16 protein-coding genes are annotated in these 12,620 nt (G+C 37.4%); 8 read left to right on the plus strand and 8 right to left on the minus strand.

Going from position 1 to position 12,620, the window contains the following annotated elements:
- Window positions 1-19: 19 nt before the first annotated feature.
- The 4 genes from CA834_RS10800 to CA834_RS10815 form a co-directional block, all read right to left on the minus strand.
- Complete coding sequence (locus tag CA834_RS10800; RefSeq protein WP_094968711.1) at window positions 20-814, minus strand: ABC transporter ATP-binding protein; 795 nt, start codon at window positions 812-814, stop codon at window positions 20-22.
- Window positions 814-1,842, minus strand: coding sequence for a FecCD family ABC transporter permease (locus CA834_RS10805; protein WP_094968712.1), 1,029 nt, complete (start codon window positions 1,840-1,842; stop codon window positions 814-816). Before CA834_RS10805 ends, CA834_RS10800 begins: the two co-directional genes overlap by 1 nt.
- On the minus strand, window positions 1,843-2,979 hold the full coding sequence (locus CA834_RS10810; protein ID WP_094968713.1) for an ABC transporter substrate-binding protein: 1,137 nt from the start codon (window positions 2,977-2,979) through the stop codon (window positions 1,843-1,845).
- A 380-nt stretch (window positions 2,980-3,359) separates the two neighbouring features.
- On the minus strand, window positions 3,360-4,781 hold the full coding sequence (locus tag CA834_RS10815; RefSeq protein WP_094968714.1) for a S41 family peptidase: 1,422 nt from the start codon (window positions 4,779-4,781) through the stop codon (window positions 3,360-3,362).
- A gap of 158 nt (window positions 4,782-4,939) precedes the next feature.
- Between CA834_RS10815 and CA834_RS10820 the strand changes: the two genes are divergently transcribed.
- The 4 genes from CA834_RS10820 to CA834_RS10835 are packed head-to-tail and all read left to right on the plus strand — an operon-like array spanning window position 4,940 to window position 7,090.
- Window positions 4,940-5,449 carry an RNA polymerase sigma factor gene (locus CA834_RS10820; protein ID WP_094968715.1) on the plus strand — a complete coding sequence of 170 codons (510 nt, stop codon included), beginning with the start codon at window positions 4,940-4,942 and terminating at the stop codon, window positions 5,447-5,449.
- Window positions 5,436-5,924: a hypothetical protein gene (locus tag CA834_RS10825; protein WP_094968716.1), complete on the plus strand. Its 489-nt coding sequence runs from the start codon at window positions 5,436-5,438 to the stop codon at window positions 5,922-5,924. Before CA834_RS10820 ends, CA834_RS10825 begins: the two co-directional genes overlap by 14 nt.
- Before the next feature lie 28 nt (window positions 5,925-5,952).
- On the plus strand, window positions 5,953-6,528 hold the full coding sequence (locus CA834_RS10830) for a DUF4252 domain-containing protein (protein WP_094968717.1): 576 nt from the start codon (window positions 5,953-5,955) through the stop codon (window positions 6,526-6,528).
- A gap of 16 nt (window positions 6,529-6,544) precedes the next feature.
- Complete coding sequence (locus CA834_RS10835) at window positions 6,545-7,090, plus strand: DUF4252 domain-containing protein (protein WP_094968718.1); 546 nt, start codon at window positions 6,545-6,547, stop codon at window positions 7,088-7,090.
- Between the two features lie 20 nt (window positions 7,091-7,110).
- Here CA834_RS10835 and CA834_RS10840 read toward each other — a convergent pair whose 3' ends face one another.
- From CA834_RS10840 to CA834_RS10850, 3 genes are all read right to left on the minus strand, one after another.
- Window positions 7,111-7,329 (minus strand): hypothetical protein, encoded by a 219-nt coding sequence (locus CA834_RS10840; protein WP_206186871.1) that lies wholly within the window; start codon window positions 7,327-7,329, stop codon window positions 7,111-7,113.
- 5 nt (window positions 7,330-7,334) lie between these two features.
- Window positions 7,335-8,678: an adenylosuccinate lyase gene (gene purB / locus CA834_RS10845; RefSeq protein WP_094968720.1), complete on the minus strand. Its 1,344-nt coding sequence runs from the start codon at window positions 8,676-8,678 to the stop codon at window positions 7,335-7,337.
- Between the two features lie 97 nt (window positions 8,679-8,775).
- Window positions 8,776-9,336 (minus strand): adenylosuccinate lyase, encoded by a 561-nt coding sequence (locus CA834_RS10850; RefSeq protein WP_094968721.1) that lies wholly within the window; start codon window positions 9,334-9,336, stop codon window positions 8,776-8,778.
- Window positions 9,337-9,378: 42 nt separating this feature from the next.
- Between CA834_RS10850 and CA834_RS10855 the strand changes: the two genes are divergently transcribed.
- The 4 genes from CA834_RS10855 to CA834_RS10870 all read left to right on the plus strand — a co-directional run bounded on the left by CA834_RS10855 (window position 9,379) and on the right by CA834_RS10870 (window position 11,934).
- Window positions 9,379-9,858, plus strand: coding sequence for a heme-binding domain-containing protein (locus tag CA834_RS10855; RefSeq protein WP_094968722.1), 480 nt, complete (start codon window positions 9,379-9,381; stop codon window positions 9,856-9,858).
- 92 nt (window positions 9,859-9,950) lie between these two features.
- Entirely contained in the window at window positions 9,951-11,180 is a 1,230-nt protein-coding gene (locus tag CA834_RS10860) for a glycosyltransferase family 4 protein (protein ID WP_094968723.1), read from the plus strand.
- A 101-nt stretch (window positions 11,181-11,281) separates the two neighbouring features.
- Complete coding sequence (locus CA834_RS10865; protein ID WP_133085491.1) at window positions 11,282-11,731, plus strand: hypothetical protein; 450 nt, start codon at window positions 11,282-11,284, stop codon at window positions 11,729-11,731.
- Complete coding sequence (locus CA834_RS10870; protein WP_094968725.1) at window positions 11,731-11,934, plus strand: helix-turn-helix transcriptional regulator; 204 nt, start codon at window positions 11,731-11,733, stop codon at window positions 11,932-11,934. The genes CA834_RS10865 and CA834_RS10870 overlap by 1 nt, the downstream gene beginning before the upstream one ends.
- Before the next feature lie 8 nt (window positions 11,935-11,942).
- On the opposite strand, the gene CA834_RS10875 is transcribed toward CA834_RS10870, so the two are convergent.
- Window positions 11,943-12,614 carry an SIR2 family NAD-dependent protein deacylase gene (locus tag CA834_RS10875; RefSeq protein ID WP_094968726.1) on the minus strand — a complete coding sequence of 224 codons (672 nt, stop codon included), beginning with the start codon at window positions 12,612-12,614 and terminating at the stop codon, window positions 11,943-11,945.
- Window positions 12,615-12,620 lie beyond the last annotated feature (6 nt).

The following is a 12,620-nucleotide window of genomic DNA, read 5'->3' on the forward strand; positions in this document are numbered from 1 at the left end:
AGTTTCAAAGAAATAAACTTTATTTTGAAACTCTAAAACTTCCTGTTTTATTATCAAAGGATATCAGGTCCTCGGGAAAAAGCGTTTCAAAGACTCCTTTTGAAATAAGACGACACGGTTGATCATAAATTACCTTGTCATGACGCATCACAATCATGGTGTCACATAGCTGAATAGCCAGGTCGATTTCATGAGAAGAAAATAGTATTGTTTTGTTTGTTTCCTTTGTAAGCCGTTGCAATAATTTTAAGATATAGGCTTTGTGGTACATATCTAGATGGGTTGTAGGCTCATCTAAAATAATGATGTCCGTATCTTGGGCCAGTGCACGCGCAATCATTACTTTTTGTAATTGGCCGTCACTTAATTCATAGCATTTTCGGTCTTTGAGGTCTTTTATGTTTACGGACTCTAGCGCCTTGTTTACAATTCTGTAGTCGGCATCAGTAAAATTACCAATCCAATTGGTGTAAGGGTAACGCCCTAAGGCCACTAGCTCCTGTACGGACAGGTTCTTCGATGTTATTTGCTCAGTTAAGACTATGCTCAATTGCTGTGCTAGCTCTACTGAAGCTATATCTTCTAGTTTTTGGTCGTTCAACAGAACGTTACCGGCAAGTGGAGGTTGTACCTTTATCAAGGTGCGAAGTAGCGTTGACTTTCCAATTCCGTTAGCACCGACCAAACCAATAAGCTCACCCTTTTCTAGTTGAAAATTAATGTTAGAAGCCACTACAGTACTAGATGTCCTAGACTTATAACCAATAGATAGGTTTTCTACTTTTAGGATGCTATGTCTGTGTCTATCTTCCATTAAAACATCATTTTACGTTGTCTTACCAATAACCAAATAACTACAGGTGCACCTACCAAAGCTGTAATAGCATTGATAGGAAGGGTGTAATCTGTCGTTGGGACCTGGGCAATACTATCGCAAATAAGCATCACCACAGCGCCTAACAAGAACACTGCCGGTAGTAAAACTTTATGGTTCGAGGTTTTAAAAATTTGCCTTGTCAAGTGCGGTATGGCCAAACCTATAAAAGCAATGGGTCCTGCAAATGCTGTAATGGTACCTGCAATTAAGCTTGTTGATAGTATAATGACAAATCTACTTTGCTTTAAATTTAATCCTAAACTTTTGGCATAGTTGTCGCCAAGTAACAAACTGTTTAAACCTTTAATGGATGCTATGCTCAAGATAATTCCAACGGCATAGATACCAAAGAAAATCAATATTTCATTCCAAGATAAGTTGCTTAAGCTACCAAAGCCCCAGAATATGTATTGTTGAAGTTGTTCGGCAGAACTAAAATACGATAATACACTTACCACAGCGGCAGTGATGCTGCCAAACATTAATCCTATAATTAGTATAGCCATGGTATCCCTCACCTTGTTTGATACGGCCAAAACAGCTAGGAGCACTAAAAAACTCCCCAAACTTGAGGCCATTACAATACTCCATTTTGAAACTAAAGTGGCAGCCACTATACCACCAAATAATCCTGAACCAAGAATAACAAAGGCGACACCTAAACTCGCTCCAGAACTTATACCTAGGACAAACGGTCCGGCTAATGGATTTTTAAATAGGGTTTGCATCAATAGGCCGGAAATTCCTAAACCAGAACCGACGAGTATCGCTGTTATTGCTTTAGGTAGCCTGTAATTGGTTATTATCACATCCCATGTGGAATTATCAGTCGAGCCAAAGAAACTTCCGAAGATACTTTTAATAGGAATATGTACCGACCCTAAACTAAGATTAAGTAAAAAACAGAGTACAACAGCTAATACCAAAACTAAAAATTGAATACGATATGTGTTTTGGGTTTTCAATTAGTTTAAGGGCTCAAAGAAATAAGGTTCATAATCCTCTAACAATTGCGGATGACAAATTTTTATCAAATCCTTGAGAACTAAATCTGGTCTTGTGGTCCCCATTTCATAATAAAGCACACCTCCGGTTGTACCTTTCTTGTGGCTAAAGCTATACACCTTTCTAGTTTCAAACGCTTTAAAATTGGCATAAAGGCTATTCGCTTCCATCAACTGATTTAAACTGGTATAATAAGATGGACTCAACCAAATATCGGCATTTTTGGCTTTTTCAAATACCACCTCAAAACTCAGGGCCAAGCTTCCGTTTCCTTTAGAATCTTCCCAAAGGTAATGCAGATTGGCATCACGCATAAATTGAGCCTCTGGACTTGAGCCATTAGGTAAATACCAAACGTCTTTATGCATAGCGCCACTGAGTACCGTTGGTTGCGATTTGGCTTTTTTTGCTATGGCTTTTGCCTCTAAATAGTGACTTTCGATAGTATTGAAAATAGAATCAGCTTCCTTTTCCTTATTAAATAAAACTCCAAAGAATTTTATCCATTCTGCTTTAGCTAAAGGAGAGCCTTCTACCCAATCTCCATTATAAATAACGGGAATGCCTGCTTTTTTAATGGTTTCAAATGTTTTATTGACGCCATCTACCCCAAAACCGATAACAACATCCGGATTGAGTTCTAATAAGACTTCAGTATTAATACTTTCATTTTTACCTAAATCACGAATTGCACCATCGTCAATTAAAGCCCTGGTTTTTTTCGAAGAGATATAGTCTGTGCCAGGAAAGCCAATTAGGGTATGTTCTACGCCAAGAAGTTCTAAAGCTGGTATGTGGGTTGTTGATGTCACAACGAGTTTGGTGATAGGAGTAAGATGAATAAGGTCAAGATTATCCGATTTTATCCACTTCTTGGAGGCACTACGTTCTAGCACATAGCTGTATTGTTTCTGGGTCTCTGGCCAGGGTTTTGTTATAGTTAAAATTTTATAGGTCTCGTAGTCTACGATTTTGAAGCCTTCAGCATATTTAAGTTGCAATTCAGTTCCCGGACTGTTCTCTAAAGTGACTTTGGCTTGGTCATTCTTACACGAAACGAAAAGTGAATACAGTAATAAAAATTGAATAAATCTCATGTGTAACGTTTGTAACCTTTTGCCTTTGGAAAGATAATTATCTTTATGAAAATTACTTTTTATGCAATCAAATTCAAATTTAACACTATATATCGTTGCTGGAATCATCTTACTTCATTTTTTAGTCGGATTTATCTATTTGGCTTATAAAATGCAAAATAAAAAGGAGGACTAATTCCCTAGTAATTCAAAAATAGTTAAAGCATATTCGATTCAACATTTTATTCGCTGGACGCGTCAATGACGTATTTATATATAGGAATAAGCCCTACAATAAAGCAATAGTTGCTATTATTCGTTTTAAAGGATTTCTTAATACAGAAAAGCCCTCAAAAGGGAGCGCTTTTCTGTATTATCCGAAGAGGATGATTTTAATAAAATCAGTCGATATACATTTCCATATCTAGTGGACCTAAAAATTTCTGCACACTAAGTGGTTCTAATGCTTCTGTAACTAGTTGTGAATAGCGTCCTGTACCTGTAATATTTGCGATGGCCGCTGCTAAAAGAGGCTCATTTACATCCCCCAAAGTCCCAAGATTGTAAGATACTTCACTTAAGAAAATATCTGGTATTAATCCATCAGGTGGCACTAAAGCGTCATTTACATTTACAGAATTAGCTACTAATGGACGTAGGGCATAAGTATGTGTCGGGTTTACATTTTCTAATGTAGTGAGTCCGGGCGAATCAAATAATAGGATAGAAGCTTGTGTCTTGCCAACGGTATTTTCGCCTACCACCACTACGTCAATATAAGGCCTGAGGCTATTGATGACCAGTTCGCTTGCAGAAGCTGTTCTCAGATTGGTGGTAAGGACATAGACCCGCGACAAATTAAGGCTATTAATAGCACCACCGCCCTCAATTGATGTAGAGAATAAATAATCTACATTATTGTTTTGTAAATTTTCATTATAAAATAGCCTAGAAAACACCTCACCTGAAAATTGACCGGTTACCATACTTCCTAAATTGACAGCTGTTTGAACAGAACCACCCCCATTATAACGCAGATCCAATACCAATTCGTCAACACCAGCTGCCGCAAATTCAGCGAAAGCAGCATTCAGTTGATTTTCAAAATTATTATTAAACCCATTGTACATTAAATAGCCAATACTCATATTGGCTACTTGAATAACTTCTGTCTTATGAACCGGATTTTCAGTGTACTGCTGTCCCGATAAGGCAGCGGTTTCGCCGTTTAAGGCAATGGTGTCATCTGCAATGGTTTCGGTCCCATTGGTATCGTAATCAGCAAATCCCAGCGTATAGGAATTTTGACTGAGTAATTCCACAAAATTACTCCTGGTTAGCGTAATGCCATCTACACTTTTGAAGAGTTGTCCACGTTGTAAACCTAAATTGTCGGCAACGCTGTTATTCAAGACTAGTGTAATAGCGCCGAAAATTTCAGTTTCACTACCCGGAACCGGATAGAGATTAAATTCTAAACCATCTGTAATCGAATTGCCTTCTTGGGCATTTAGGACGTCAAAATAATTGTTAAAAATGACACTGAACCTATCTACTGTTTCAGGTAAATATTTTAATGACTCAAAGATGCTTTCAGGAGATGAGAACGAATTTAGGTAATTTCTATACTCATCGTCTGAAGTAAAACGGTCATTCGCTAAATCAGGTATGTCAGATTTATACAGGTAGGTGGCATTCATTGCTTTCCAAACAAAGTCATTGATATTTTGTGTGGTAGAAGCATTGTCATCTAAGTCTTCATAACAGCTATTAGTTACTAAGAATAGGATAAAAAGGGGCAGAAGTATTTTAATCTTTTTCATTGTCATTTTTTTAATTCCTACAGATTCTGTAGTCTTAATAACCCTAAAATTACAGACAATATTGTAATAATAAAAAAGTTTGTAACAAATTGTATGTTGTATCGTCGTAATAATGAAGGCGAATAAAAAGAGCTTTTCGCAACCAATCAAAAATAGTAATGAAACAGGCAGAATTTGTAAGCTTAGTCATGCCTTTTAAGGATAAGGTCTTTCGTTTGGCAAAGCGATTGCTGGTCTCTAGAGAGGAAGCTGAAGATGCTACTCAAGAAATACTGTTAAAATTGTGGAATAATAAGGCTAAGATTGAAGAGTATAAAAATGTTGAGGCGTTCTCAATGACAATGACTAAGAATTTTTGTCTGGATAGATTAAAATCTAGGCAAGCGCAAAATCTAAAAATTGTTCATAGTAATTATACAGATGGTAATGCCTCATTGCAAAGACAACTAGAAGTAAGAGATAGCATGGATTGGGTCTCTCGAATAATAGAAGACCTGCCAGAACAACAAAAAATAATAGTGCAGTTAAGAGACATAGAACAATACGAATACGCTGAGATATCAAAAATGTTAGATATGAATGAGACAGCCATACGTGTAGCCCTATCACGAGCACGAAAAACTATAAGAGAAAAATTAACTAATACACATCGTTATGGTATTAAATAATATAGAGAAACTATTAGAAAAGTATAACAATGCTGAAACCACACTTAAGGAAGAAGCCCAACTAAGGGCTTATTTTGAAAGTGATACGGTAGCACCACATTTAGAGCAATATAAACCATTGTTCAAATACTTTTCAAAATCGCAAGAAGAGCAGTACACCAAAGACGTTCCATTAAAACCTAAGAAGACTATACGATTATATCAGTGGATTTCTGTCGCAGCGGTTACTGTTTTAATGCTCGGATTAATGATACCGCGTATCATGGGTCCAACCGAAGAAGAGAAAGAAGAAGCTCTTCTTGCTTATAATCAAACCATGGAGGCCTTAAGTTTGGTATCCTTGGGTATTAATGAAGGTAAAGAACAACTAGGCGCTTTAACGCTGGTCGGTGAAAATTTAGATCAAGGCATGGCGGGTGTAAGTAGACTCGATGAATTTACCAAAGCTAAAAACAGAATATTTAAAAACAAGTAAAAACGTAACACACAAAAATTAAGGAATTATGAAAAATTTTATTGTAATAATCGCGCTTCTATTGGCGCCAGTAGCGGCAGGAGCACAAAGTATCTTCGATAAATTCGAAAGTAATCCAGAGGTGGCATCCATGATCATAAATCAAAAGATGTTCTCTATGATTGCCAGTATAGATATTGATATGGATAATCCTGAAGACCAACAATTTATGGAAATGGTAAAAAAGATATCTGGTCTTAAAGTATTTACAACTGGAGACGAAAAAGTTTCAGCAGAAATGAAAGCCACTGTGGATAAGTACTTAAAGTCATCAACTCTAGAAGAATTAATGCGCATAAAGGACGGTGGACAAACTGTAAAAATGTACGTTAAGGAAGGTAAGGATGAAAACCACGTAATGGAGCTTTTGATGTTTGTTAGTGGTTTAAAGGAAATGACCGAAGGTCAAGATATCACGATTAATGGTAAAAAACGAGAGTTTGAAACGGTATTGTTGACCCTTACAGGTGATATTGACCTTAGGCAAATATCAAAATTGACTAAGCAGATGGATATCCCTGCAGGAGAGCAGCTAGAGAAAGCTGGTGAAAAGAAAAAAGGTTAAGATAAACCCTATAATTATGAGACAATCAATCAAAATAGTAACAGTCGTAGTATGCTTGGTTATGGTTTTAACAAGCTGTAACCAAGGTCCTACACTGCAAACATATTATGTAGATAGTGAAATGCAGCCTGGTTTTGTATCCTACGATGTACCAAGGAGTTTTATAAACGTGGAAGGGGTGGACCTTACAGATAAGCAGCGAGAAGCCTACGAGTCTGTTGATAAACTGAATATTTTAGCTTATCGGGTGGATGAATCAAATCTTGAAGAATTTAATTCGGAGCTAGCAAAAATTCAGGACATCCTGGATGATGCTAAATATGAGGAATTGATGCGAGGCGGAAATAGCACCGATGGGAAATTTGTAGTAAAATTTTTAGGTGATGTTGATAAAATTGACGAATTAATTTTATTCGGTAATGCCAATGATAAAGGCTTTTTGATAGCTCGGATATTAGGAGATGATATGAATGCAGGAAAATTGATGTCCTTACAGTCCGTAATACAGAACGCTAATTTTGACGACTCACGACTCGAAGAATTGACCTCCTTTTTTAAATAAACCTATTTTTATTTAAAATGTTAATAGGAATCGTCCTGTAGTTTATCTTCAGGGCGATTTTTTTTTGAGTCATTTTTAATGCCGTAGCCGATAGCAACGGCAATTAATACTGTAAACCCTCCGAATAGCAGAACTTTCACTATAAAGTAGTCCAGTACCTTCGTCATACCAGCTATAAAAAATCCAATACCGATTATCGTTACAAGAATCAGGGCAATGGAATTGTTATTTATGGGCATCAACTTCATATTCCTGTGTAGTTACTCGGTTTGATTGCTTTTAATTCTACCTTGATTTCCTCCGTTATATCTAGGTGGTCAATAAACTCGGCGATAGACTTTTGGGTGATGGCTTCGTTGGTTCTGGTAAGGCCCTTTAGAGCTTCATAGGGGTTAGGATAATTTTCGCGCCTTAAAATAGTTTGTATGGCCTCGGCCACAACAGCCCAATTCATTTCCAAATCGGCTTCAAACTTCGGTTTGTTTAATAATAATTTTCCAAGACCCTTCAAGGTAGATTTAAACGCTATTATGGTATGTGCAAATGGTACGCCGACATTTCTTAAAACCGTACTATCTGTAAGGTCTCGCTGTAATCTTGAGACAGGAAGTTTTGCAGATAAATGTTCAAATATGGCATTGGCAATCCCTAGATTACCCTCACTATTTTCAAAATCAATGGGATTAACTTTATGTGGCATTGCAGAACTACCGACTTCGCCTTTCTTTATTTTTTGTTTAAAGTAGTCCATAGATACATAGGTCCATATATCACGATCTAAATCTATGAGAATGGTATTGATGCGTTTTAAAGCATCAAAAAGTGCTGCCATATGGTCGTAATGCTCAATTTGTGTGGTTGGGAAAGAGTGCTGTAACCCCAATCGTTCTTGAACGAATTGTGTTCCAAAGGCTTTCCAATCAATGTTAGGATAGGCGACCTTATGGGCATTAAAATTTCCTGTGGCACCACCAAATTTTGCTGCACTGGGGACATCGTTCAGCAAATTGAATTGTTCCTTTAAGCGAACAGCAAAAACTTTCAGTTCCTTCCCTAACCGTGTTGGCGAAGCTGGTTGTCCGTGGGTTCTTGCCAGCATTGGCACGTCAGCCCATTCCTTGGCCAAACTTTCAATTTTGTCTAGTAAGGTTAAATATTCAGGAACGTATACATCGTTCATGGCTTCCTTAATGCTTAGTGGAATTGCGGTATTGTTGATATCTTGTGAGGTTAGCCCAAAATGGATAAATTCCTTGTATGTCGTAAGTCCTAAGGCATCAAATTTCTCCTTTATGAAATACTCAACAGCCTTTACATCGTGATTGGTGACTTTTTCTATTTCTTTAATGGCAGAGGCATCAAGAGCCGTAAAGTTTTTATATAAAGCTCTTAGGTCTTTATAGACACTTGTAGAAACACCCTTTAATTGAGGTAATGGTAGTTCGCATAAAGCGATGAAATATTCTATTTCAACAAGTACCCTGTATTTAATTAGCGCTTCTTCTGAAAAATAGTTGGCCAAGTCTTCAACCTTGGACCTATATCTACCGTCTATTGGGGAAATGGCATTCAGTGCGGATACTATCATTGGAATAGAAAATTTTTAAGCCCCAAAGATAGGGAAGTAAGTGCTAAGATGGAAGTTTGCATCTCGAAGATTAGACGAAAATGTAGTACAAAAACGACTAGGTTAGTTTTTGCATAATATGTCTAGCTTTAGCTTTAAACCCGGCACTTTGGCTACTAAAATCTTTTTCTAATATCGAAACTAGTTCCGAATGCACCCATTGGAGCTCTTTCCCTAAAAGAAATAAAGATGTCATGGCATAAACTTTCGGAGCTACTTTTTGATCACTTATCATCCAATTGAAACAGGCCTCTATAATCTGTGCCTTGTGCGAACTTGTAAGATTGCTTTTTATACTGTTTTCTGTCTTAGAAAAGTAAGCCTCAACAATGAATAGACAAACCTTTGACACAGGCCTAACGGCAGAATCTAAATGCACCTTGGTTATGTTTTCGCTGAAGTAATTTAATTGCGGTATGATAAGGGCTAACTGTTCAGCGCATACAAATTCAAATACCCATGCCGCTTTGCAAGATGTTTTATCATTTACCATAAATAATATCTCCATAAGAGGTCGAAAGAGATCTGGCTCATTTAGAACAAGGGTAGCGTATTGATGCCTGCATGCCCTGGTGGCATTTACCTCATTTAATTTCCTGTAAAGTTGGTCTTTTGTCAAAAGGTTTATTATTTTTAACCCTTCTAAATTAGTTAAATTCCGATGATAAAAAAACTCTTGAAAAACCTTGTGTTGGCTATACTTATTGTGCTTGTATTAGCACAATTCTTTGGGCCCGAAAAGAACGATGGTGATATATCTAGTGTAGATGCGTTTTTAGCGGACACCAATCCACCAGAGGATGTAAAGGCAATTTTGAAAAGCAGCTGTTTCGACTGTCATAGTGACCATTCCCGTTATCCTTGGTACAACACTATTACACCGGTCAACTACTGGTTGAATGACCATATAGTTGAAGGGAAGGAGCATTTTAATGCGTCCCAATGGGAAGCTTATTCAGATAAAAAGAAAGACCACAAACTCGAGGAGCTGGCAGAAGAAGTGGAAGAAAAAGAAATGCCATTGCCAAGTTATACATGGACGCATAGAGAGGCTGACCTTTCTCAAGAGCAGATTGATGCTATCGTTTCATGGGTGAATATGGCCCGCATTAAATATGCATTTCTAAAGGAGGCTGAGTAGGGCAAATGCATTAAACCAACGAATTTAAGTTTCTAAATAACATATTAGATTTAGACCATTGAATTTCGGGATTTGGCAATTATAATTTTTTGATGAAGAAAAAATTATTGATTATTGGTTTTGTCTGGCCAGAACCAAAGAGTTCTGCAGCAGGAAGCCGGATGCTTCAACTTATAGATCTGTTCCAAGCACAACACTACGATATTACATTTGCCTCTGCCGCTAATAGTTCGGACAGAAGTTTTGATTTGTCCGGGCTTGGAATAAAAGTAAAGACGATTGAGCTTAATCATTCTTCCTTTGATGCGTTTATTAAAGACTTAAATCCAGAGTTGGTACTCTTTGATCGTTTTATGACGGTTGAACAATATGGCTGGCGGGTTGCTAAAAATTGTCCTGATGCCCTAAGGATTTTAGATATGGAAGACTTTCACGGTTTGCGAAAAGCTAGAGAGTTGGCCATGAAGGAAAATAGGGCTGTTGAGATTTCGTATTTACAGAACCCAATAAGTAAACGCGAAATAGCAAGTATGTACTGTTGTGATTTGAATCTCGTTATCTCAGAGTCTGAGATGGAAATCTTAACTCATGATTTTGGTTTTCCTAAAGAGCAACTGTATTATTTGCCCTTTTTAATAGATTTAACCCATAAATCGAAAATCGAAGAAAATACCTTTGAGTCGCGAGAGAACTTTATATCTATTGGCAATTTCTTACACGCACCTAACTATGATGCCGCACTGTATTTAAAATCAGAAATCTGGCCAAAAATCAGAAAGAAAATGCCAAACGCTGAGCTACATGTCTATGGCGCCTATAGCTCTCAAAAAATATTAGACCTAAATGATTATAACCAAGGCTTTGTCATCAAAGGCTTTACAAACGATGTTAACCGCACCATGAGTGGGTATCGAGTTTGCCTAGCGCCTTTGCGTTTTGGAGCAGGTTTAAAGGGCAAACTTATTGATGCTATGGTTAATGGTACACCTTGTATTATGTCTAGTATAGCAGAAGAAGGTATGTTTGGTGAATTTGAGCCAAATGGTTTTGTTGAGGATGATTCAGACATATTCGCAGAGAAAGCGGTTCAACTGTATAAAACAGAAGAATTGTGGAAGCAAAAGCAAGAATTTGGAACAAAAATTCTTAAACAACGTTTCGATAAATCTCAATTCACGGTCCCTTTTTCAGAGGTCATCGCACACGTTAAGCAACATCTGAAAACTTATCGTCAACATAATTTTATTGGTCAGATATTACAGCTGCAAGGGTTTCAGGGCACTAAGTACTTAAGTAAATGGATTGAACTTAAAAACTCCTAAAGTAGATTTTAGTGTCTGCTATTTGGCAGTGTCATTAATGTAAAGTATATTTGTCATAATGTAAAATAAATAAGACTAAAAAGAAAGTAAACTTGTCAATTATGAATACTGAAAAACGAATAGACTGTGAGCGTAAAGGCCTTTTAAAAATTTCTAACTTTAGACTGCCGCATCATTTTATGACTGTTGGCTTGGCCATAGCCTTGTTATCTGTGCTTATGATGTTTATAAGGGCATTTGTCTTGGACGGCGAATTAGAATGGTTAAAACTTTTATTACAAAAGACTTTACTAGTAGGCATGCTCATCATGTCCTTGTCTAAAGATAAAATAGAAGATGAAATGACTATGGGCTTGAGATCCCAGTCTTACGCTATAGCTTTTATTGTAGGTGTAATCTATAGCTTGGTGATGCCTTATGTAGAGTATGGTGTTTCTAATGTTGTGCACTCTGGAGGTGAAGTTTATAAGGATTTGGGTGATTTTCAAGTCCTCTTGTTTATGCTCATGATTCAGCTCATGTTTTATCACACCTTAAAGCGCTATAGGTAATGGAGAATACAATTAAAGTAGAACGTGCCATTTTAAACTTAACTCAAGATGATTTGGCAAAGAAAATAGGTGTGTCACGCCAAACAATAAATTCCATAGAGGCTAATCGCTATGTGCCTTCTACAGTTTTAGCTTTAAAGCTTTCAAATGTTTTCGATAAACCGGTCAATGAGTTTTTTACTCTCAGCGAGGATGATTACTAGTGTTCATTCTAAAGTTTTGCCATAAAATCCTTAATGCCTTCGGTTGCCGTTTTGGCAATAACCGTTAGGTGGGTATTGGAGGATAGTGCTGGCCTTGGGTCAATATAGAATTTAGGAATGGTTTCAGGCACATAATGCATTAAACTAGCGGCGGGATAGACTTGCATACTTGTTCCAATAATTACTAAAACATCTGCAGTATTACAGATTTCAACGGCTTGTTCTATCATGGGTACATCCTCTCCAAACCAAACAATATGGGGACGCAACTGATATCCTTGTGCACAAGTGTCACCAAGGACTAAGTCTTCCGTCCATGTTTTAAGGTCCGTTGGGTTACCCGTACTGCGCACTTTGTTCAGTTCGCCATGCAAATGAATAACTGAAGTACTGCCGGCGCGTTCGTGCAAGTCATCCACATTTTGGGTTATAATGGTCACCTTATGTTCTTGTTCTAGTTTGGCTAAGGCTATGTGGGCAGCATTGGGCTGAACCTCTTTAAGTTGGCGTCGTCTTTGGTTGTAAAAATCTAATACCAGCTCTGGATTCGCCCTAAAACCTTCCGGAGAAGCAACCTGCATAACATCATGGCCTTCCCAAAGTCCATCGTGGTCCCTGAAGGTTTTAACACCACTTTCAGCACTCATTCCTGCACCTGTAAGTACAACGATATGTTTCATACAATA

This window comes from Winogradskyella aurantia, from assembly GCF_002266855.1.
Lineage (GTDB): Bacteria > Bacteroidota > Bacteroidia > Flavobacteriales > Flavobacteriaceae > Winogradskyella > Winogradskyella aurantia.

Bases quoted from the DNA above. Each gene is read 5' to 3' on its own strand.
- purB (WP_094968720.1), bottom strand. From the start codon at position 8,678: ATGATAGTATCCGCACTGAATGCCATTTCCCCAATAGACGGTAGATAT.
- CA834_RS10835 (WP_094968718.1), top strand. From the start codon at position 6,545: ATGAGACAATCAATCAAAATAGTAACAGTCGTAGTATGCTTGGTTATG.
- CA834_RS10810 (WP_094968713.1), bottom strand. From the start codon at position 2,979: ATGAGATTTATTCAATTTTTATTACTGTATTCACTTTTCGTTTCGTGT.
- CA834_RS10815 (WP_094968714.1), bottom strand. From the start codon at position 4,781: ATGAAAAAGATTAAAATACTTCTGCCCCTTTTTATCCTATTCTTAGTA.
- CA834_RS10855 (WP_094968722.1), top strand. From the start codon at position 9,379: ATGATAAAAAAACTCTTGAAAAACCTTGTGTTGGCTATACTTATTGTG.
- CA834_RS10830 (WP_094968717.1), top strand. From the start codon at position 5,953: ATGAAAAATTTTATTGTAATAATCGCGCTTCTATTGGCGCCAGTAGCG.
- CA834_RS10865 (WP_133085491.1), top strand. From the start codon at position 11,282: ATGAATACTGAAAAACGAATAGACTGTGAGCGTAAAGGCCTTTTAAAA.
- CA834_RS10840 (WP_206186871.1), bottom strand. From the start codon at position 7,329: ATGCCCATAAATAACAATTCCATTGCCCTGATTCTTGTAACGATAATC.
- CA834_RS10825 (WP_094968716.1), top strand. From the start codon at position 5,436: ATGGTATTAAATAATATAGAGAAACTATTAGAAAAGTATAACAATGCT.
- CA834_RS10860 (WP_094968723.1), top strand. From the start codon at position 9,951: ATGAAGAAAAAATTATTGATTATTGGTTTTGTCTGGCCAGAACCAAAG.
- CA834_RS10875 (WP_094968726.1), bottom strand. From the start codon at position 12,614: ATGAAACATATCGTTGTACTTACAGGTGCAGGAATGAGTGCTGAAAGT.
- CA834_RS10820 (WP_094968715.1), top strand. From the start codon at position 4,940: ATGAAACAGGCAGAATTTGTAAGCTTAGTCATGCCTTTTAAGGATAAG.
- CA834_RS10800 (WP_094968711.1), bottom strand. From the start codon at position 814: ATGGAAGATAGACACAGACATAGCATCCTAAAAGTAGAAAACCTATCT.
- CA834_RS10870 (WP_094968725.1), top strand. From the start codon at position 11,731: ATGGAGAATACAATTAAAGTAGAACGTGCCATTTTAAACTTAACTCAA.